Here is a 20,303-nt window from a genome sequence, read left to right as displayed (position 1 = left end):
TTAATTAAAAAATACAAGTTCCATTATTTAGTGAATATAAGTTTAATTCACGGTCTACAATTAACACGAAGAGATTTAGCAAATGAGTATTTTTAATATATTTTTTCCTGATATCAAGTTTCTTATATTTGCCTACTTTTTGATAAATGCGACGCCCAAAAAACAAGCGAAACAGCCAGCAAGTGAGAGCATAATTATTTAAAAATAGAGCACCATCATTGAATATTAAGAATAAAAGGGAAAATTATTTTTTGTGACAATTTTCAGCAGAATGTAGTCCCTGATTGAATGCGTGTAGTGAATTAACTAAATATTCCTAATACAGAATATCGTTCTAAGGAACGTTTTAAATTATAACATATATGACAAACAACATTCTAATTGAAAATCAATATAAAAGAACCAGTTTATTTGAAAAAGAAAATGTAAACTATTTAGTGCGTATTTTAAAAAGGTTTAATACTGTACCAAAGATAAATAACATCAATATAATCACCTCAACTAGTGAGCCTACTATTTTCAAAATTATACCCAATAAATCGATTATAATTGGCTCGTCCTTTTTGAACAAACCTATTTTAGCTCTAGTTTATTTAAGATATGGTATTGAATGGCAGTTATGGTACAAAGCGTTGAATAACGAAAAAAAAGAGGCTGTTTTATGCGATATCGCTGCACTTGAAGTGATTCGAATATTTTATAATTTACTACCTAAAGATGATAAAGAAAAATTAGAAGATCTTGATTATGTTTTAATTAATTTAATCAAAAATGATACCTATTTAAATACAGAATCTTCATTAATAAATGAAGAGCTACAATCTTTCCATGGTTTAAAAAATTTAAATACTGAACTCAAAGAATCTTGGAAACCTATTATTGAAAATCTAGCAAAACCCACCGAATACTTATTAATGTCTGGAGGAGATCTTAGATTGAATATCGACGAAATTCATTTGCTAAACAAATACGGATGTCGCCCATTCCCAAGACCTGATGCATTTACTTTTGCCTCATCTACGGCGTCCAGCGTTTCAAATTTTGCTTTTGATAAAACCGATAAAGTGAGAAGTATATTAATTAGAAACAGCTTGAAAAACAGTTTTAAAAATACTACTACCGAGTTTTCTGAATTACTAAAAAATAACCTTAGAAAAATATTTAAATTAAATGAGGAATGTGAAATAATTTTTTCTCCATCAGGTACCGATTCGTCGCTGCAAATAGCAGCTATAACACAAATTATTTCCGACAAAGAAATTACACACATTTTGGTAGCCTCTGATGAAACTGGTAGTGGCGTTGCTGCCGCCTTAAAGGGATGCCACTTTGAAAACACTACTGCACTAAATTATCCAATTAAAAAAGATACTAAAATTGAAGGCTTTAGAGAGGTTGATTTAATTAAAATCCCTTTTCGAGATGAAAATGGCGCATCAAAATCTTCTGCTCAATTAGATAAGGAAGTATTTGATGCCGTTATCAAGACCAAAAATCAAGGCAGGCACATAGTGTTACATACTATGGACCAATCAAAATTAGGGTATCAATCTCCCAGTGACGAATTTATAAAAAAACTAAATACACTTGAAAATTTATCAATTCAGATTATTGTAGATGGCTCACAGCTTAGATTAGATCCAAAAGACATACAAAATTATTTAAACAAAGGGTATATTGTTACTATAACAGGAAGTAAATTTTTCACGGGCCCTCCATACTGCGGTGCATTAATTTTACCTAAAAGTGTCAACAAATTAATACATTCTGTAAAAAACACATTACCCAAAGGTTTAACCCAATATTACAATCATTCTGATTGGCCGGCTTCTTGGTTTTGTTCCAATGAATTATCCGATGGGTATAACTATGGTTCCTATATGCGCTGGAATGCGGCCGTAGTTGAAATGGACAGATACTACAAAACACCTGTTTTATATCGAAATATGGGTATTGAGATGTTTTGCAATTTTGTTGATGATTCCATAAAAGAAGCCACTTTTTTACAGCCTATTTATGGTGATGAAACAAAAACGAAGAGTTACAGTAGTAAAGAATTTGGAATACGAAATATCCGTACCATTTTTCCTTTCTTTATTTTTAAAGATAATGAAGTTTTATCTGTTGATAACGTAAAAAAATTATATACGTTATTAAATACTGATTTATCGGATCAGTTTGAAGGTTCTTCATTAGAAATCATTCGGCTTGCTGCCCAAAAATGCCATATTGGTCAAGCAGTTAATGTAAAATATACTACTGAAATTGAAAGTGCTATTTTAAGAATTAGTTTGGGAGCAAGAGTTATTTCTGAAAGTTGGGTCAACAGAGATATTAGTCTCTTTTTTAGAAACATAGAATTACAAATGAGCCAGATCACGATCACTATTAAAAAAATCGAATTAATACTTAGTACTCCTGAATTATTGGATTAACCAAAAAAGTATTCTTCTTTATATGATCAATAAAAAAGTCCCATTTGCAAAAGCTAATGGGACTTTTTATTTATAATTTCAACTTATTTTATCATTTCTATTTTTTGAACTTCTTCTTGGTTTATACTGTCAAAGAAACCTTGTTCATGCATCCAATCATCACTAAATACTTTACTCATATAACGAGAACCGTGATCTGGAAATATGGCAATAACAACACTGTTAACATCAAACTCTCCTTCATCAGCATATTGCTTGATGGCTTGTAAAACAGCTCCTGAAGTATATCCTACAAATAAACCTTCTTTCCTTGTGATTTCTCGAGCCGCATGAGCACTTTCTTCGTCAGTTACCTTCATGAATTTATCAATAATATCAAAATCCGTTGCTGATGGAATTAAGTTCTTCCCTAAACCTTCTATTCGGTACGGATAAATTTCATCATTATCGAATTCTCCAGTTTCATGGTACTTTTTTAATACGGATCCAAAAGCATCGACTCCAAGAATTCTAATGTTTGGATTTTGTTCTTTTAAGTATTTTGCAGTACCGGAAATAGTTCCTCCTGTTCCACTACAAGCAATTAAGTGTGTGATTGCGCCATTTGTTTGCTTCCAAATTTCCGGACCGGTAGACTTATAATGCGCATCAACATTCAACTGATTGAAATATTGGTTGATATACACCGAGCCTTTCGTTTCTTCATGCAAACGTTTGGCAACATTGTAATACGAACGTTTATCATCAGCAGAAACATGCGCCGGACAAACATACACTTTAGCTCCTAAGCTGCGAAGCATGTCTATTTTGTCTTTAGATGATTTAGAACTAACAGCCAGAATACAGCTATATCCTTTTATAATACTCACCATTGCTAAACTAAAACCCGTATTGCCGGATGTTGTTTCAATTATAGTATCACCAGGAGATAAAACGCCTCTCTTTTCAGCTTCTTCAATTATGTGCAATGCTATTCTGTCTTTGGAGGAATGTCCCGGATTAAAAGCTTCTACTTTTGCATAAAAAGCACCTTCTAACTCTTCAGTGACTTTATTTAACTTAATAAGAGGAGTATTACCTATAAGTTCTAAGACATTATTGTAAGCGTTTACTTTTTTTTTCATAAAAAAATAGTTAGTTGCAGCAATTTCTAATTACACCTCGAAAGTTACAAATTTAACAAAAAAAAGCTATCTAGTTTTTAATTTTTTCTAAATCTAATAAAAAACTATATTCCTTTGCTAATTCCTTTAAGGCTTCAAACCGACCTGAAGCACCGCCGTGACCCGCATCCATATTCGTATTAAGATATAAAACGGTATCATTTGTTTTTTGAGTACGGAGCTTTGCAACCCACTTGGCAGGCTCCCAATATTGTACTTGTGAATCATGAAGTCCGGTAGAAACGAACATATTAGGATAGTTTTGAGCTTTTACGTTGTCATAAGGAGAGTAAGATGCCATATAATCATAATATTTTTTCTCGTTTGGATTGCCCCATTCATCATATTCTCCGGTTGTCAGCGGAATCGTGTCATCAAGCATCGTGGTGATAACATCTACAAAAGGAACCTGCGCAATTACTCCGTTGTACAATTCCGGCGCCATATTGACAACTGCTCCCATTAATAATCCACCTGCTGAACCGCCCTCGGCATATAAATGCTTTGGTGAAGTATATTTTTCCTGAATCAAAAACTTAGAACAATCAATAAAATCAGTGAAGGTGTTTTTCTTTTTCAATAATTTTCCGTCCTCATACCATTGTCTTCCTAAATCTTCACCACCGCGAATGTGTGCTATGGCAAATACAAATCCTCGATCCAAAATTGACAAACGCGTAGATGAAAAATAAGCATCCATGGTAACGCCGTATGAACCGTAGGCATAAAGCAATACCGGATTATTCCCGTCTTTTTTCAACCCCTTTTTGTACACCATAGAAATGGGTACTTTGGTACCATCTGTTGCTGTGGCCCAAACACGCTCTTCGATATAATTATTTTTATCAAATTTGCCCCCAAGAACCTGTTGCTCTTTCTTGATTTCTTTCTCTTTGGTTTTCATATTAAAGTCAATAACTGAAGATGGCGTTGCCAATGATTGGTAACTGTAACGCAAAATATCAGTATCAAAATCCACATTTGTTGTCGTATATGCGCTATACGTTTCGCTTCCAAATGGCAAATAATATTCTCCTTCTCCACTCCAAGGCATAATACGAATGTGGTTCAAACCATTGGAACGTTCTTCTACAACTAAATAGTTTCTAAAAATTTCGATATCTTCCAGTAAAACGTCTTTTCGATGCGCAATGACATCTTTCCAATTTTCTTTTGCAGTAGCGTTTTCAGGGGTTTTCATCAACTTGAAGTTAGTTGCTTTGTCCTTATTGGTCATGATATAAAAAGAATCTCCAAAATGAGAAATACTGTATTCTAAGCCGCGAACCCTTGGTTGAAAAACCACAAACTCTCCATCTGGAGTATCTGAATTTAAAATTCTGTACTCGGTTGTTAAGGTACTTCCGGAGCCTATTACAATATATTTTTTTGATTTTTCTTTGCCTACAGAAACATTGAACGTATCGTCTTTTTCATTAAAAACTAATATATCAGTAGCTGAATCTGTGGCTAATTTATGTTTAAAAACTTTATCAGACCGCAAGGTAACTTTATCTTGTCTGGTGTAAAATATCGTTTTATTATCATTGGCCCAAACAGAACTTCCAGTAGCATTTTCAATCTTATCCGAAAGAATTTCTTCCGTCTCTAAGTTTTTGATTTGTATCGTATAAATACGTCTTCCAACGGTATCAATACCAAAACTCGCAAATTTATTGTCCGGACTCACGCTCAAACCACCCAATTGAAAGTAAGAATGGTCTTTGGCTAAGTCATTACAGTTGAATAAAATTTCCTCAGTAGCGGTAAGACTTCCTTTTTTTCTGGAATAAATGGGATAATCCTTTCCGGTTTCAAAACGCGTGATATAATAGTAACCATTGTATAAGTAAGGAACCGATTGATCGTCTTCCTTGATGCGGGCTTTCATTTCTTCGTATAATTCTTTCTGAAACCCTTTTGTATCCACAGTCATGGCTTCATAATACGTATTTTCTTGATTCAAATAATCAATCACTTCCAGGTTCTCTCTCTCGTTTAACCAGAAATAATTATCTACCCGTTTTTGGTTGTGTTTTTCTAAAGTTTTTGGAATTATTTTAGCTACGGGAGAAGGAATATTTTTTGACATTTGTTGCGCTTTTATATTAGTAATTGATGGTGCAAAAATAACACAAAGACAACTTAAGACGAGTTTATTTTTCATGAATATTTTATTGATTATAACTATGCAATATAGTAATTTTGTAAATCAAATTAATTTAAAAAATTAAAACATGGATTTAATGGGAATGATGGGCAAACTTAAAGAGACCCAACAAAAGATAGAAGACACAAAAAAACGTTTAGATACTGTTCTTATAGACGAACAAAGCACTGATGGTTTATTGAAAGTTACTTTGACTGCCAACAGAACCCTAAAATCAATTATTATTGACGACACTCTATTAGCAGATAAAGAGCAACTGGAAGATTATTTGATTTTAGTATTGAATAAAGCAATCGAAAAAGCGACAAATGTCAATCAGAGCGAACTGGATGTCGTTACTAAAATGGATATGCCAATGATTCCCGGAATGGAAGATTTGTTTAAATAAAAAAGTTTAAAGTTTAAGGTTTAACGTTTTTTGATCACGATAAAAACTTTAAACCTTAAACTTTAAACAAATTCTCCAAGAAGAACTATACTAACTTCTGCAAGGTTTCCAATACATAGGTATGCATAACTTCCTTATAATCAAGATGCGTGACTATTCGCAGTTTTCCATGCCCCATGGAACTGATTAAAATATTTTTTTGCTTTAACAATTCAATTAAATTCTTTTCGATACAATTTGGAACCAACGAGAAAATCAAAATATTAGTTTCAACCGGCTCTACTGATGCAACCCAGCTTACCTTTTTCAAAACTTCGGCAATTTCTTTCGCTCGCCTATGATCTTCAGCAAGGCGTTCTATATTATTGTCCAAGGCATATATTCCTGCTGCTGCCAAATAGCCTACCTGACGCATTCCGCCACCTAATATTTTTCGAATTCGCAATGCTCTGTGAATCGTGGCTTTATCCGCTAACAACACCGAACCAATTGGTGCTCCTAAACCTTTAGACAAACAAACCGAAATGGTATCAAATAATTCACCAAATGCTTTTGGATCTTGATTTTTGGCTACCAAAGCATTCCAGATTCGGGCGCCATCCAGGTGAAATTTCAAATTATTAGCATCACAAACCTTTTTTATTTTTTGCAAATCTTCCAGTTCATAGCAAGCGCCGCCACCTTTATTAGTGGTGTTTTCTACACAAACTAAACTTGTTAAAGGACTGTGGTAAAACTCCGGATCATTGATGGCTCCAGCCACTTGCTCTGCAGTTATCATTCCGCGGTTTCCGTCTAATAAGCAACAAGAAACGCCACTATTGAAGGAAACACCGCCGCCTTCATAATGGTATACATGTGCATATTTGTCAGCAATTAATTGTTCTCCGGGTTGGGTATGCAATTTTATCGCTGTTTGATTGGCCATCGTTCCTGAGGGAAAAAAAAGACCCGCTTCCATACCAAACATCTCAGCAACTCTGGCTTCTAGGGCTATAACTGTAGGATCTTGTTTGTAAACATCATCGCCTACTTCAGCATTTAACATATGAACCAGCATTTCACGTGAAGGTTTCGTGATTGTGTCGCTAACTAAATTTATTTCCATATTTATTTTTATTTTCAGTACGGACAATTCGCGAATTGTCCCTTCGTAAAATTTTTCTATTTTTGTGCCACAAATTTACACAATACCGTTTATTAATTCCAACTAGTTCCGTTAAAACTACACTAATTGTAGTACACGGCAGCAATTTTGATAAATTATTGAAAACAGACCAACCAAATTAATATAATTTTATGACAACTACCGAACAAATTAAAGGTATTGTAGAGCGCCTTGGTGCGTTGAGGAGGTATCTTTGACGTTGATGCCAAGCTAATTGAGATCTCAAACGAAGAAGAAAAAACCTTTGCCCCTGATTTTTGGAACAATCCAAAAGAAGCTGAGATCATTGTAAAAAATCTCCGAAATAAGAAAAAGTGGATTGAAGATTACAATAAAGCAGTCGAAATGACGGATGAATTGCAACTTGCCTATGATTTTTACAAAGAAGGTGAACTTACCGGAGAAGAATTAGACGAACATTACTACGCCACTCAAGCGCATATTGAAGCCATTGAATTCAAGAACATGCTCTCGGACGAAGGGGATACTTTGAGTGCTGTGGTACAAATTACTGCTGGTGCCGGTGGAACCGAAAGTTGTGATTGGGCCGAAATGCTCATGCGCATGTACATGATGTGGGGCGAAAAATACGGTTACAAAATCAAAGAACTGAATTTCCAGAAAGGAGAAGCTGCCGGTATCAAGACCGTAACACTCGAATTTGAAGGCGATTATTCTTTTGGATATTTAAAAGGCGAAAACGGCGTGCATCGACTGGTACGAATTTCTCCTTTTGACAGCAATGCCAAACGTCATACCTCATTTGCATCCGTTTACGTGTATCCACTGGTAGATGATAGCATCGAAATTGACATCAATCCTGCTGACATTGAGATCACGACTTCGCGATCCAGCGGAGCTGGTGGACAAAATGTAAATAAGGTGGAAACTAAAGTACAATTGTTTCATAAACCTACCGGAATTCAAATACAATGTTCCGAAACGCGATCGCAGCAAGACAACAGACAGCGTGCCATGCAGATGTTACGCTCTCAATTGTACGAAATTGAGTTAAAAAAGAAACAGGCACAACGCGCTGATATTGAAGCTGGTAAAATGAAAATAGAATGGGGTTCCCAAATCAGAAATTATGTCATGCAACCTTATAAGTTAGTCAAAGATGTTCGCACCGGTTATGAAACCAGCAACGTTGACGGCGTTATGAATGGAGAAATTGATGAGTTCCTGAAAGCTTATCTAATGATGATGGGACAAAAGGAAGAGGAATAAAATACCATTTAGTTAAAATAAAACAGATCCTACCGGCTTTAAAGTCGGTGGGATTTTTTTTATAGATAAACCCCTTTTTTAACGGCAACATTTTATCATGTTACTTAAGGCATCATACTACTCTTTACCTTTTTTTCTAAAGCCATTAGAAAACGGTATTATTTTCTGCTTAGTAATTATTCACGACCCACAATTGCATCCCATTTTCAATGCTAATTTTTTTCTGTTTTGAAAGTAACACTATTATGAAGAAAAATTAATTTAAAAAATATCCTATTGTATTAATCTAAACCGCTATAGTTACTGTTTCTTGTCTTGTTTTAATTAAAAAAAGTAAAAATTAGCACCATCCATCCAAATGTAAAAAAAGGAAGACGAAAAGAAACAACATCTAAAAAGAAGGCTTTTAGATGTGTTTACTTTACGCATAAAAAAAAGTTAATGTGGGAATTATGTAAGTCTTATTCCTCATAATATTTTTATCTTTGTTATTCAATAATTGTTATTACAAACTAGAACAATTTTATTTTTTTCAAAAAAACCAATCTACTTCGTAAAAATTTCCTAACCAATTATTGAATTATACATGCTAAAACCATCTGTTTTACATTATAAATTATTTTTGGCAGAAGCCAAAAATTAATCTTCTTTAAATATTAGAATTATGGCCATACAAACAACGAATCCCGCAACAAACAAAGTTTTGAAATCATTTGATGAAATGACCGACAAGCAAGTAGATGATGCCATTGTACAAGCTGCCAATACCTTCCAAGATTGGAAAAAAACATCATATTCTGAAAGAGCGGCTGTTTTAAACAAAGTAGCTTCTTTAATGAGAGAGAAAAAAACAGCTTTGGCTACTTTGATTACACTCGAAATGGGAAAAATATTTTCACAGGCAGAAGGTGAAATTGAATTAAGTGCTAATATATTAGATTATTATGCTCAAAATGGCGAAGCATTTTTAGCCGATAAAAAATTAGAACCTGAACTTGGCGAGGCTATTATCAGATCAAGCCCAATAGGCGTTTTACTGGGTGTTCAACCGTGGAATTTCCCTTTTTATCAGGTAGCTCGTTTCATTGCGCCAAACATCATGGTAGGAAATACTATCTTAGTAAAACACGCTTCTATGGTTCCTCAATGTGCAATTGCAATTCAAGATTTATTTAAAGAAGCGCAAGCGCCAATTGGATTATACACTAATTTGTTAATCTCAGGAAAGAGAGCTTCAGCCATTGTTTCTGACAAAAGAATCAAAGGCGTTTCACTTACCGGTAGTGAAGCCGCTGGTGCAAGTTTAGCTACAGAAGCTGGTAAAAACCTTAAGAAATCAGTTTTAGAATTAGGAGGTAATGATGCCTTAATCGTTTTAGAAGATGCCGATATTGATAAAACTGTAGAATGGGCCGTAGTAGGTAGAATGAACAATAATGGACAAAGCTGTATTGCTTCCAAAAGAATTATTGCTATAGAAGCTATTGCTGATGAATTTATCGAAAAGTACACAGCCAAACTAGCTAAATTAAAAGTAGGAGATCCAATGGATTCAAATACAGAATTAGGTCCATTGAGTAGTGAAGAAGCTTTATTACACTTAGTAGATCAAGTGGAAAGATCAGTTGCTGCCGGAGCTACCGTTTTACTTGGAGGAAAAAGAGTTGATGGTCCGGGAGCCTTTATGGAACCTACCATTCTAACGGATCTAAATCCTGAAATTCCAGCATATCACGAAGAATTATTTGGACCAGTTTCCTCTTTTTACAGAGTAAAAGACGAAGCTGCTGCAATTGCCTTGGCGAATGATTCTGATTTTGGTTTAGGAGGATCCATATTTACTAAAGATATCGAACGTGGAAAACGACTTGCAGATCAAATTGATTCTGGAATGGTATTTATCAATCACCCAACTTGGACACAAGCCGATTTACCTTTTGGAGGAACCAAAGGTTCTGGTTACGGTAGAGAACTCTCTGAAATTGGAATTCATGAATTTGTAAATAAAAAATTAATCCGTGTGAGTGGATTATCTGATCCGTTTTAGAATAAGACAATATCTCGATTTTTACATTTAAGAAAAGCATCTAAAAGTACAAAATATGTCAAAATTAAACGTTAGTCAAAAATTAATCCAATCGCATCTTTTACATGGTGAAATGATTGCGGGTCAGGAAATTGGAATCCGGATAGATCAGGCATTATTACAAGATGCAACTGGAACATTGGTCCAATTAGAATTAGAAGCCATGGGTCTAAAAAAAGCCAAAACAGAAGTTGCGGTTCAATATGTGGATCACAATCTTTTACAAACGGATTCTAAAAATGCCGATGACCATTTATTTTTACTTTCGGCGGCACAAAGATTTGGTCTTTGGTACAGTCGTCCCGGAAATGGAGTAAGTCATCCGGTGCACATGGAACGTTTTGGCAAACCCGGAAAAACACTCGTTGGGTCCGATAGTCATTCTTGTGCTGCAGGGTCTTTGGGCATGCTGGCCATTGGAACCGGTGGTTTAGATGTTGCAGCTGCAATTGCAGGTCAACCTTATTTTGTCAAAATGCCAAAAGTAATGGGTGTAGAACTCAGCGGTAAACTACCCGATTGGGTTAGTGCCAAAGATGTCATTCTAGAAATGCTAAGACGCTATGATGTAAAAGGCGGAGTGGGAAAAATTATAGAATATTATGGTGAAGGATTGAAAAATCTGAGCGTGATGGACCGCCATGTAATTGCCAATATGGGTGCTGAATTAGGTGCTACAACAACTGTATTCCCCAGTGATGATGAAACCAAACGGTTTTTAATTTCCCAAAATCGGGAATCTGACTGGACGGAATTAATTGCCGATTCAGGAGCAACTTATGATGAATATGCAACAATCAATTTGGGCGATTTAGTTCCTTTGATTGCCCTGCCTACAAGTCCTGGAAATGTAGTTCCTGTGAGCGAAGTTGCCGGAAAAGAAATTGGTCAAGTCGTAATAGGCTCTTCTGCAAATCCTGGATTACGAGATTTTTGGATTGCCGGAGTGATCGTAAAAGACAAAACAATCAACAGTGCAGTTTCATTTGATGTCAATCCTACTTCGAGACAGACAATTCAAAACATGCTAAAGAATTTTACTTTTGCAAATTTGATTACTGCTGGTGCTCGTTTTCATCAATCAGGTTGTATGGGTTGTATAGGAATGGGGCAAGCTCCCGCTACCGGAACAATCAGTTTAAGAACCATGCCTCGAAATTTCCCAAGTCGTTCTGGAACAGAAGATGATCAGGTTTATTTGTGTAGTCCCGAAACGGCTGCTGCATCTGCCCTGACAGGAAAAATCACAGATCCTAGAGATATGGAAAAAATCTATGGCATGAAATATCCTAAATTTGAGAATCCTGAAGTAGAAATTATCAATACTGATATGCTCGTGGCTCCCCTAAAAGATGGATCAGGAGTTGAATTACATAAAGGTCCAAATATCAAATCGATTCCTGAAATTGAAGCTTTACAACAAGACTATCGAATTCCTATTTTATTAAAAATGGGCGATAATGTATCTACAGATGAAATTTTGAAAGCTGGAGCCGATGTACTTCCCTTAAGAAGTAATATTCCTGAAATCAGTAAATATGCTTTTAGTGTGATCGATCCTAGTTTTTATGACCGAGCCATGAAATCTAAAAAAGAATTTGGTGGACATATCGTTATTGCAAAAGAAAATTATGCCCAAGGTTCCAGTCGGGAACATGCCGCTCTTGCTCCTAAATATTTGGGACAAGTGGCTGTTATTGCCCAAAGTTATGCCCGTATTGCTTGGCAAAATTTAGTCAATTTTGGAATTGTGCCTTTAGAATTTATAAACGTTTCTGATTATGACAAAATGGAACAGGGAGATTTGATCCGTTTTAAAAACCTCCGTGAAGATGTTGTCAATAGAAATAATATAAAAGTAGTGATCGAAAAAGGGGACGGAAGCACTTTAGAATTTGAAACCAAACACAGTTTAAGTGATCGTCAAATTAACGTACTTGCAAAAGGGGGAATCATAAATGATTTCAGAACCAAACTATAAATTAGTTTTAAAAAAGAAAACAGGAAACAAAACTTCATTAGCTAATGGCTAATGGAGTTTTTATTAAACAAAAAAAAATGAAAACGAAACAAATCGTATTAGCATCAAGACCTAATGGAATTCCAACATTGAATGATTTTAGATCTGAAAATATAGAATTAAACGATCTAAAAAAAGGAGAAGTCCTTTTAAAAGGATTGTATTATTCCGTAGATCCCTATATGCGCGGTCGAATGAATGAAGGAAAATCGTATGTACCTCAATTTGAATTAGACCAACCTATAGAGGGCGGAGTTTTGGCTACTGTAGTAGAATCAAAATCCGATCTTTTCAAAACAGGAGATACTGTTCTGGGCGCTTTGCCTTGGAGCGAACAAATGATTGCCTCTGAAAAAGGCCTGCAAAAAATTGAATCAACAGTAGAATCCCTAACATATTATTTAGGAATACTGGGAATGACAGGACTTACCGCTTATTTTGGTCTAATGCAAATTGGAAAACCAAAAGCGGGAGAAACCGTTGTGGTATCAGGAGCCGCAGGAGCCGTTGGGATAGTAGTAGGCCAACTTGCAAAAATCCAAGGTGCTCGTGTAATAGGAATTGCCGGTTCTGATGAAAAAGTAAAAATGCTAAAAGAAGAATTTGGCTATGACGAAGTCGTCAATTACAAAACAAATACCAATATGAAATCCACAATTGCTAAATTATGTCCAAACGGTGTGGATGTTTATTTTGACAATGTAGGTGGCAGTATTTCTGATGCGGTTATCGAAAACCTGAATTTTCATTCCAGAATTGCTTTGTGTGGACAAATTTCCCTATACAACAGCACCGAAATACCAATGGGACCCCGAATCCAACCCATGTTATTAACCCGAAGTGTATTAATGCAGGGTTTTATTATCAATAATTTTCAAAAAGACTTTCCAGAAGGAATTGCACACTTATCAAAATGGGTCAATGAAGGAAAATTGAAGTTTACAGAAACTATAGTAGAAGGTTTTGATCAATTACCTACAGCGCTACTTGGTTTATTTAAAGGAGAAAACAATGGAAAAATGATTGTGAAAAGATAATTTATCCGAGTCAAATAAATAGAAAATAGCCGGTACTTATAATTAAGTACCGGCTATTTGTTTTATAATTAACCCCAACCATTCAATCAACAAAGTCTCTACCGCTAACTGTTGTTTGCTATTTATTGTAATCAATCAGCATTTCCTCATGTCCAAAGGATAAGGAACAATTACAATATTGTATTCACAATTTATATAACCACTCCATTTATTCCTGTTAAAGAAATTAGTAAGATTAGGAATTTCAACGCTAAATTCTTTTATTTGAAAAATATTAAACAACCAAATCCAATCTACACGGAATGAAATCTTATACAATCCAAGAAATTAATGCGATTCTTAATGGCGTAATTATAGGGAATACTACCCAAAACATTACTGCTCCTGAACAATTAGAAATGGCTACCGCTTCCGAAATTTCATTCATTGGAAACAAAAAATACGAAAAATTATGGTTTACTTCCAATGCTTGTGCGGCAGTGGTCAATGAAGATATTGCTATAGAACCCGGAGAAAATAGAGCTTTCATAAAAGTTAAAAATGCTGATTTAGCGATGTCTCAGGTACTAGAACTCTTTGCTCCACCAACACCAGTATTTACTATTGACATTCATCCCAGTGCTGTGATTGATCCAACTGCCTCTATTTGCACTGGTGCCCGAATTGGTGCTGGCTGTTATATAGGACCTAATGTCATAATTGGAGACAACTCCACTGTATATCCTAATGTGACCATTCTAGATGAATGTACGATTGGTAAAAACACAGTAATCTGGTCAGGAACGGTTATCAGAGAACGATGTCACATTGGCAATGATTGTATTTTGCATCCTAATGCGACTATAGGTGCGGATGGTTTTGGTTTTCGGCCTGACCCACAAAGAGGTTTGGTCAAAATTCCGCAAATTGGAAATGTAATTATTGGTAATAGTGTCGAAATTGGCGCTAATACCTGTGTGGACAGAGGCAAATTCAGTTCAACCATTTTAGGTGACGGCTGTAAAATTGATAATCTAGTCCAAATTGGGCATAACAGCAAACTAGGTAAGTTTTGTATTATGGCTGGAAACAGTGGATTAGCAGGCTCTGTAACATTAGGAAATGGCGTAATCATTGGCGGAAGCGCTTCTATAAAGGATCACACCACCATAGGCGATGGTGCGATTGTAGGTGCCGGTTCCGGTGTAACAGGAGATATTCCTGCAGGAAAAACCATGCTAGGGTATCCGGCCGTTGAAGCTCGTGATGCACTCAAACAATGGGCAATTTTAAAAAGACTTGTAAATGAATCCAAACATAAATAACCTTTTTTTTATTAAATTCATAAAAAAGCAGGAGGCAACTTCTGTTTTTTTGTTTTTAAATCAAAAAAATATTCCGTTTTCTTTCTAAACCAATAAAATTTATTTAGTTGAATTTTGTATTTTAGCCCAAAATTATTTTTAACATTCTTTCATCATGGATTTGAACTTCAACAAAAACGAAGACCACAATAAACTTTTACTTTCCGCATTGCGACAAAAATTAAGCATAGTTAAATTAGGCGGCGGTGAAAAACGCATTCAAAAATTACATGGTGAAGGCAAAATGACCGCTCGTGAACGTATTGATTATTTATTGGATCCAAAAGCGAAATGCATTGAAATTGGAGCATTTGTTGGTGAAGGAATGTATGCAGAACACGGTGGATGCCCATCAGGTGGTGTTGTGGTAAAAATAGGATACATCAGAGGCAAACAATGTATTGTTGTAGCCAATGATGCTACCGTAAAAGCGGGAGCCTGGTTTCCTATAACGGCCAAGAAAAACTTACGGGCACAGGAAATTGCTATGGAAAACCGACTGCCAATTATTTATTTAGTAGATAGCGCCGGAGTATATTTGCCTTTGCAAGATGAAATTTTCCCGGACAAAGAACATTTTGGACGTATTTTTAGAAATAATGCCCAAATGAGCAGCATGGGAATTACCCAAATTGCTGCTGTAATGGGAAGTTGCGTCGCCGGTGGAGCTTATTTACCCATCATGAGTGACGAAGCTTTGATTGTCGAAAAAACAGGAAGTATTTTCTTGGCAGGAAGTTATCTTGTCAAAGCTGCTATTGGCGAAAGTATTGATAATGAAACTCTGGGCGGAGCAACTACCCATTGTGAAATTTCCGGTGTGACCGACTATAAAGCCAAAGACGATAAAGATGCATTGGATAAAATAAAAAATATAGTTGATAAAATAGGTGATTTTGATAAAGCTGGTTTCAGCCGAATTAAATCCCAAAAACCAGCATTAGACGAAAAAGAAATCTACGGTGTTTTGCCAAAAGCCAGAAATGAGCAGTATGACATGATGGAAATCATCAATCGTTTAGTAGACAATTCAGAATTTGAAGCTTATAAAGACGGCTATGGCCAAACTATTATCACTGGTTATGCCAGAATAGATGGTTGGGCAGTGGGAATTGTTGCCAACCAACGAAAAGTGGTAAAAACTAAAAATGGTGAAATGCAGTTTGGTGGCGTAATCTACTCCGATAGTGCAGATAAAGCCACCCGTTTTATTGCCAATTGCAACCAGAAAAAAATCCCATTGATCTTTGTTCAAGATGTTACTGGATTTATGGTAGGATCTAAATCAGAACATGGAGGAATTATAAAAGACGGTGCCAAAATGGTAAATGCGGTATCCAATTCCGTTGTACCAAAATTCACTGTAATTGTAGGAAATTCATATGGTGCTGGAAATTATGCCATGTGCGGAAAAGCGTATGATCCAAGATTAATATTCGCCTGGCCAAGTGCGGAATTAGCCGTTATGGGTGGAACCCAAGCTGCAAAAGTGCTGGCTCAAATTGAAGCCTCTTCGCTTAAAGCAAAAGGAGAACTCGTAGATGAAATAAAAGAAAAAGAATTATTTGATAAAATAAAAGCCAGATATGACGAGCAAGTTTCGCCTTATTATGCCGCATCTCGATTATGGACAGATGCTATTATTGATCCCCTAGACACCCGAACTTGGATCTCTATGGGAATAGAAGCGGCTAACCACTCGCCTATTGATAAAAAATTTAACTTAGGTATTATTCAAGTTTAACTCCTAATTTACTGGAACTTATATTTATTATTTTGTACATATATAATTGCCTTTATTCAAAGGATTGGTAGTTATAGCATTAGCCCCTTTGCGATATAACGTGCTGAAAATCTAAACCAAATTCATTTTAATTATTTAATATACTTACTTACGCTGCACTTATAAATTAAGACGGCATTATTAGTGGTTTATTCTCAACAGCTGAAATTCTATTTTTTTAAACAAAAAAACAATCAAAGTTTAGTTTTCTTTAACAATTATAATTTATTATATTAAAATTCAGTAACTTAGTACTAAATATTTAAAACTATAGTATTATGAATAGCGTAAAAAATTTAAACAAATGGGCGAATACGCACACTTATTTAACCGTGGATTTGGTACGAATAACACTTGGTGTATTTTTGTTTATGAAAGGAATCTCTTTTATAACGAACATCCAATATTTAAATGATCTAATATCTCCAATTGACAGGATTGGTGGCGGAATGTTCCTTATCCACTATATTGCTCCAGCACACATGGTAGGTGGTATAATGATTGCTTTTGGTTTACTGACAAGATGGGCTATAATAACACAACTTCCCATATTGGTAGGTGCTACTATAATAAATTTTATGGGAGCAATGCATTCTCAAAATTTACTATTGGCATTGCTAATATTAGGAGCTTGCATATTTTTCTTATTCTACGGAAGCGGGAAAAATTCAGCTGATTATTATTTTAAAATGCAGCAATAATTTAATAAAAAAACATTCCTTATTTTGATCAGAATCATTTTTCAGATAATAAAAAAACGCTTGTAACAGGATTTATATAATCGGTTACAAGCGTTTTTTCTTTTTTTATGATTGATTTTTTAATGGAGGTTCAATAAACCTACTTTAAGCTTAGCTAGAGTCCTTTTAAGTAACTCTGGTAGATTGCATTTTTCTAATATTAATTTAAATATTCTTTTTAAATTGACTGTGAAAATTGCTATTTCACCTGTACAGTTTAAACCGGAATGGTTCTGGATTTATATTTAAAAAACATGTTGTAACGCAAACCTTCCACTACATCAACATCCGAAACGCTACAAATTGTTTTAAGAAGCAAATACTTAAACATACGAATTGGGACTTTCTGCCATACGTCCATTATTGGTGCAGTATTTATTTAACAATTTGTCATAAATTAAGGAAAATCTATTAAATCATTGATCTTTTTCAAAAAATTATTCTTTGGAATAATTAAATCATAGACAAAGAATGTTCACTGAAATGTGTTGATTACTGTCGAAGTAACATCTAAAAAAACTCTTATAATTAGAACTAAACATACCAAAAAAGAGGATAAATCCTAAGATTTACCCTCTTTTTATTTATCGATTTATTCGGAAAAAGACTTTTTCAGCGCCCTCGTTTAGGCGGATGTTTTTTTATTAAAAACAATTTAAATACTTTCTGTAATTTCTTTTCGCTTTATTTTTCCGTTTTGTGTTTCAGCGAATTTTGCAACAAACAAAACCTCTTTTGGTTTTTCATACTTATCCAAAACATCAAAAACAGTTTCAGCTATAATTTGTTGTTCCCCTTCAATAATCAATACTAATTTTTCTCCTAAAACAAGATCTTGTTTTGCAGTGACAAAAAATCTGGAATGAATCATAGTAGCTAATTTTTCCTCGATTTGCTCTGGAATTAATTTAATTCCTCCGCTGTTTATGATGTTGTCAATTCGACCTAAAAAAATAAATTGGTTCTCATTGATCAGTTCTACTATATCATTAGTAACAATTGCTTCGCTTGAAATTTTAGGTGCATTAATAACCAGACAATCTCTGTCGTCTTTAGCTATTTTTATATTAGGTAATACTGAAAAAGCCACCTCACCTATTTCCTTTGCCGCAATATGCGTGATGGTTTCCGTCATTCCATAAGTCTCATACACTTTGGTTTTCAATTTACAAAGTCCTTTTTCAAGAGTTTTATTCATTTTAGCGCCGCCAACAATCATTTTTTTGACATTCTTCAACATTGTCAATGAATTTTGAGCCTGTAAAGGCACCATGGCAACAAAATCATATTTAGTTTCATTGTTTAACAAGGGATTTGAACTTGGGGCAACAAAATCAATATCAAGACCCAAGATAAAACTTCTTACAAACATCATTTTTCCGGCTATATATTTAGTTGGCAAACAATGTAACGCTTTATTACCTGGTTGCAAATCAAAAAAATCACCGGTTGCAATGGCTGAATTTACCATGGCTTGTTTTTCTATTCGAATCACTTTTGGGATTCCAGTGGTGCCTGATGTATTCAATTCTAGATAGGATTTGTTGTCAAACCAATCTAGGATAAAATCACCCACAGCTTTTTCATATTCTTCCCCTTCTTTGATAAAACTATACGCTACTCTGCATAAATCGTTTCGATTTAGATGATAACCATTCATTTTAAATAGATTATGAACATTTTGATACGTAATTGTATTGACCATGATTGCGTTTTTTTTATAAATTATTGAAACTGTTCTTTTACTAAATTTTTCCAGTTAATTTTTCTTTCCAATTTGTCCAGTTGTATTTTCTACTAAAGATAAATAAAAGTATCGGGTATATAAAAACAACCGGCACAATAACATCTAATCCCGCAGAGGGATCCGAAATATCCTTAAAAACAGAATGTGTCTGAAAGGCAGACCAATCCGAAGTGACCAGCAATGCACCCACTAAATTATTAGCTGCGTGAAATCCCAATGCGAGTTCCATACCCTCATCCATCAAGGTAATCATTCCAAGAAACAATCCGGTTCCTATATAATATACTAAAATAATAGGACCAATCTTAACTACTTCAGGGTTAAACCAATGCATTCCCCCAAAAATAACAGAAGTCATCAGCAACGGAAACCACTTGTTTTTAGCAAGGTTCGCAAATCCCTGCATCAAATAGCCTCTGAAAATATATTCTTCAGAACTAGTTTGTATCGGAATTAAAACAATACCGATGAGAACCAAAATAGCAAATGGAACAGGCTTAAAATTGATCACAAAATCACTTGGACTATAAAAATAAAATAACAATGTGGATACAACAGTAAATGCCGCCCAAATTAAAAAGGAAAATACGATTCTCTTCCAGTCTACTTTAACCCGTGAAGTAGTTACCGAAAGTAGCGTTTGATGATGCAAATAACGCACAACCAAAATAATACTTCCCATGAGAACCACAAATGGAATCAGGACTAAAAATAAGTTTAAATTAGGCTTAAAAAACTGCATTAAAGCTTCATTATTTGAAGGATATGGTTTTCCTTTAACTGTTGTTTCATAAATTAAAAGAATTATAAGTGGCAACTGACCCAAAGTTGAAGCAAAAATAAATATAAATGACCCCTTAATATATTTCCAAAACGTATTATCTGATTTTAAACCCTGCGCTATAAACATCTATTTTAATTTAATTTTATACTTGATTAGTTTCACAAACGTTATTTTTGTTACCACTAATCTAATGCTTTTAATAATTATTT

Annotated in this window: 14 protein-coding genes and 1 pseudogene; 9 read left to right on the top strand and 6 right to left on the bottom strand. The window is 34.7% G+C overall.

Annotated features, from left to right (window positions below; all coding sequences use genetic code 11):
• The first annotated feature begins 362 nt into the window (after nt 1-362).
• Nucleotides 363-2,435: a hypothetical protein gene (locus EKM05_RS11830; protein WP_126555511.1), complete on the top strand. Its 2,073-nt coding sequence runs from the start codon at nt 363-365 to the stop codon at nt 2,433-2,435.
• An 83-nt stretch (nt 2,436-2,518) separates the two neighbouring features.
• On the opposite strand, the gene EKM05_RS11825 is transcribed toward EKM05_RS11830, so the two are convergent.
• A complete protein-coding gene (locus tag EKM05_RS11825) occupies nt 2,519-3,559 on the bottom strand; it encodes a PLP-dependent cysteine synthase family protein (RefSeq protein ID WP_126463342.1) in 1,041 nt (346 codons plus the stop codon).
• A 70-nt stretch (nt 3,560-3,629) separates the two neighbouring features.
• Nucleotides 3,630-5,765 (bottom strand): S9 family peptidase, encoded by a 2,136-nt coding sequence (locus EKM05_RS11820; RefSeq protein WP_199740690.1) that lies wholly within the window; start codon nt 5,763-5,765, stop codon nt 3,630-3,632.
• A gap of 70 nt (nt 5,766-5,835) precedes the next feature.
• On the opposite strand from EKM05_RS11820, the gene EKM05_RS11815 reads away from it, so the two are divergent.
• On the top strand, nt 5,836-6,156 hold the full coding sequence (locus EKM05_RS11815) for a YbaB/EbfC family nucleoid-associated protein (protein WP_126454841.1): 321 nt from the start codon (nt 5,836-5,838) through the stop codon (nt 6,154-6,156).
• 85 nt (nt 6,157-6,241) lie between these two features.
• Here EKM05_RS11815 and EKM05_RS11810 read toward each other — a convergent pair whose 3' ends face one another.
• Nucleotides 6,242-7,264 carry a low specificity L-threonine aldolase gene (locus EKM05_RS11810; RefSeq protein ID WP_126456163.1) on the bottom strand — a complete coding sequence of 341 codons (1,023 nt, stop codon included), beginning with the start codon at nt 7,262-7,264 and terminating at the stop codon, nt 6,242-6,244.
• 191 nt (nt 7,265-7,455) lie between these two features.
• Here EKM05_RS11810 and prfB point away from each other — a divergent pair.
• From prfB to EKM05_RS11775, 7 genes are all read left to right on the top strand, one after another.
• Nucleotides 7,456-8,554 (top strand): peptide chain release factor 2 gene (gene prfB / locus EKM05_RS11805; RefSeq protein WP_126456165.1). Its coding sequence is split into 2 segments (ribosomal slippage): nt 7,456-7,518 and nt 7,520-8,554, totalling 1,098 coding nucleotides; the frame shifts between segments, so codons are not numbered across the junction.
• Between the two features lie 664 nt (nt 8,555-9,218).
• Complete coding sequence (locus EKM05_RS11800; RefSeq protein WP_126555505.1) at nt 9,219-10,601, top strand: NAD-dependent succinate-semialdehyde dehydrogenase; 1,383 nt, start codon at nt 9,219-9,221, stop codon at nt 10,599-10,601.
• A gap of 55 nt (nt 10,602-10,656) precedes the next feature.
• Nucleotides 10,657-12,621 carry an aconitate hydratase gene (locus EKM05_RS11795; protein WP_126555503.1) on the top strand — a complete coding sequence of 655 codons (1,965 nt, stop codon included), beginning with the start codon at nt 10,657-10,659 and terminating at the stop codon, nt 12,619-12,621.
• A gap of 77 nt (nt 12,622-12,698) precedes the next feature.
• Nucleotides 12,699-13,697: an NADP-dependent oxidoreductase gene (locus EKM05_RS11790; RefSeq protein WP_126463350.1), complete on the top strand. Its 999-nt coding sequence runs from the start codon at nt 12,699-12,701 to the stop codon at nt 13,695-13,697.
• A 302-nt stretch (nt 13,698-13,999) separates the two neighbouring features.
• Complete coding sequence (gene lpxD, locus EKM05_RS11785) at nt 14,000-15,001, top strand: UDP-3-O-(3-hydroxymyristoyl)glucosamine N-acyltransferase (protein ID WP_126463352.1); 1,002 nt, start codon at nt 14,000-14,002, stop codon at nt 14,999-15,001.
• Between the two features lie 154 nt (nt 15,002-15,155).
• Complete coding sequence (locus tag EKM05_RS11780) at nt 15,156-16,784, top strand: acyl-CoA carboxylase subunit beta (RefSeq protein WP_126463354.1); 1,629 nt, start codon at nt 15,156-15,158, stop codon at nt 16,782-16,784.
• Nucleotides 16,785-17,101: 317 nt separating this feature from the next.
• Nucleotides 17,102-17,524 carry a DoxX family protein gene (locus EKM05_RS11775; protein ID WP_126463356.1) on the top strand — a complete coding sequence of 141 codons (423 nt, stop codon included), beginning with the start codon at nt 17,102-17,104 and terminating at the stop codon, nt 17,522-17,524.
• A 280-nt stretch (nt 17,525-17,804) separates the two neighbouring features.
• On the opposite strand, the pseudogene EKM05_RS11770 reads toward EKM05_RS11775, so the two are convergent.
• The 3 genes and pseudogenes from EKM05_RS11770 to EKM05_RS11760 all read right to left on the bottom strand — a co-directional run.
• Nucleotides 17,805-18,017, bottom strand: a pseudogene (locus EKM05_RS11770) (transposase); the annotation flags it as partial.
• Nucleotides 18,018-18,218: 201 nt separating this feature from the next.
• Complete coding sequence (locus EKM05_RS11765; RefSeq protein ID WP_126555500.1) at nt 18,219-19,268, bottom strand: AMP-binding protein; 1,050 nt, start codon at nt 19,266-19,268, stop codon at nt 18,219-18,221.
• A 40-nt stretch (nt 19,269-19,308) separates the two neighbouring features.
• A complete protein-coding gene (locus EKM05_RS11760) occupies nt 19,309-20,220 on the bottom strand; it encodes a CPBP family intramembrane glutamic endopeptidase (RefSeq protein WP_126555497.1) in 912 nt (303 codons plus the stop codon).
• Between the last annotated feature and the right edge of the window lie 83 nt (nt 20,221-20,303).

Origin of the sequence: Flavobacterium sp. GSP27, assembly GCF_003970395.1 — a bacterium.
GTDB lineage: Bacteria > Bacteroidota > Bacteroidia > Flavobacteriales > Flavobacteriaceae > Flavobacterium.
This window is presented reverse-complemented; position numbering and strand designations above follow the sequence as displayed.

What these genes read in the sequence shown, in the direction of transcription:
- EKM05_RS11800 (WP_126555505.1), top strand. Translation starts at nt 9,219, where the DNA reads ATGGCCATACAAACAACGAATCCCGCAACAAACAAAGTTTTGAAATCA.
- EKM05_RS11760 (WP_126555497.1), bottom strand. Translation starts at nt 20,220, where the DNA reads ATGTTTATAGCGCAGGGTTTAAAATCAGATAATACGTTTTGGAAATAT.
- EKM05_RS11790 (WP_126463350.1), top strand. Translation starts at nt 12,699, where the DNA reads ATGAAAACGAAACAAATCGTATTAGCATCAAGACCTAATGGAATTCCA.
- EKM05_RS11765 (WP_126555500.1), bottom strand. Translation starts at nt 19,268, where the DNA reads ATGGTCAATACAATTACGTATCAAAATGTTCATAATCTATTTAAAATG.
- EKM05_RS11830 (WP_126555511.1), top strand. Translation starts at nt 363, where the DNA reads ATGACAAACAACATTCTAATTGAAAATCAATATAAAAGAACCAGTTTA.
- EKM05_RS11815 (WP_126454841.1), top strand. Translation starts at nt 5,836, where the DNA reads ATGGATTTAATGGGAATGATGGGCAAACTTAAAGAGACCCAACAAAAG.
- EKM05_RS11775 (WP_126463356.1), top strand. Translation starts at nt 17,102, where the DNA reads ATGAATAGCGTAAAAAATTTAAACAAATGGGCGAATACGCACACTTAT.
- lpxD (WP_126463352.1), top strand. Translation starts at nt 14,000, where the DNA reads ATGAAATCTTATACAATCCAAGAAATTAATGCGATTCTTAATGGCGTA.
- EKM05_RS11795 (WP_126555503.1), top strand. Translation starts at nt 10,657, where the DNA reads ATGTCAAAATTAAACGTTAGTCAAAAATTAATCCAATCGCATCTTTTA.
- EKM05_RS11810 (WP_126456163.1), bottom strand. Translation starts at nt 7,264, where the DNA reads ATGGAAATAAATTTAGTTAGCGACACAATCACGAAACCTTCACGTGAA.
- EKM05_RS11825 (WP_126463342.1), bottom strand. Translation starts at nt 3,559, where the DNA reads ATGAAAAAAAAAGTAAACGCTTACAATAATGTCTTAGAACTTATAGGT.
- EKM05_RS11780 (WP_126463354.1), top strand. Translation starts at nt 15,156, where the DNA reads ATGGATTTGAACTTCAACAAAAACGAAGACCACAATAAACTTTTACTT.
- EKM05_RS11820 (WP_199740690.1), bottom strand. Translation starts at nt 5,765, where the DNA reads ATGAAAAATAAACTCGTCTTAAGTTGTCTTTGTGTTATTTTTGCACCA.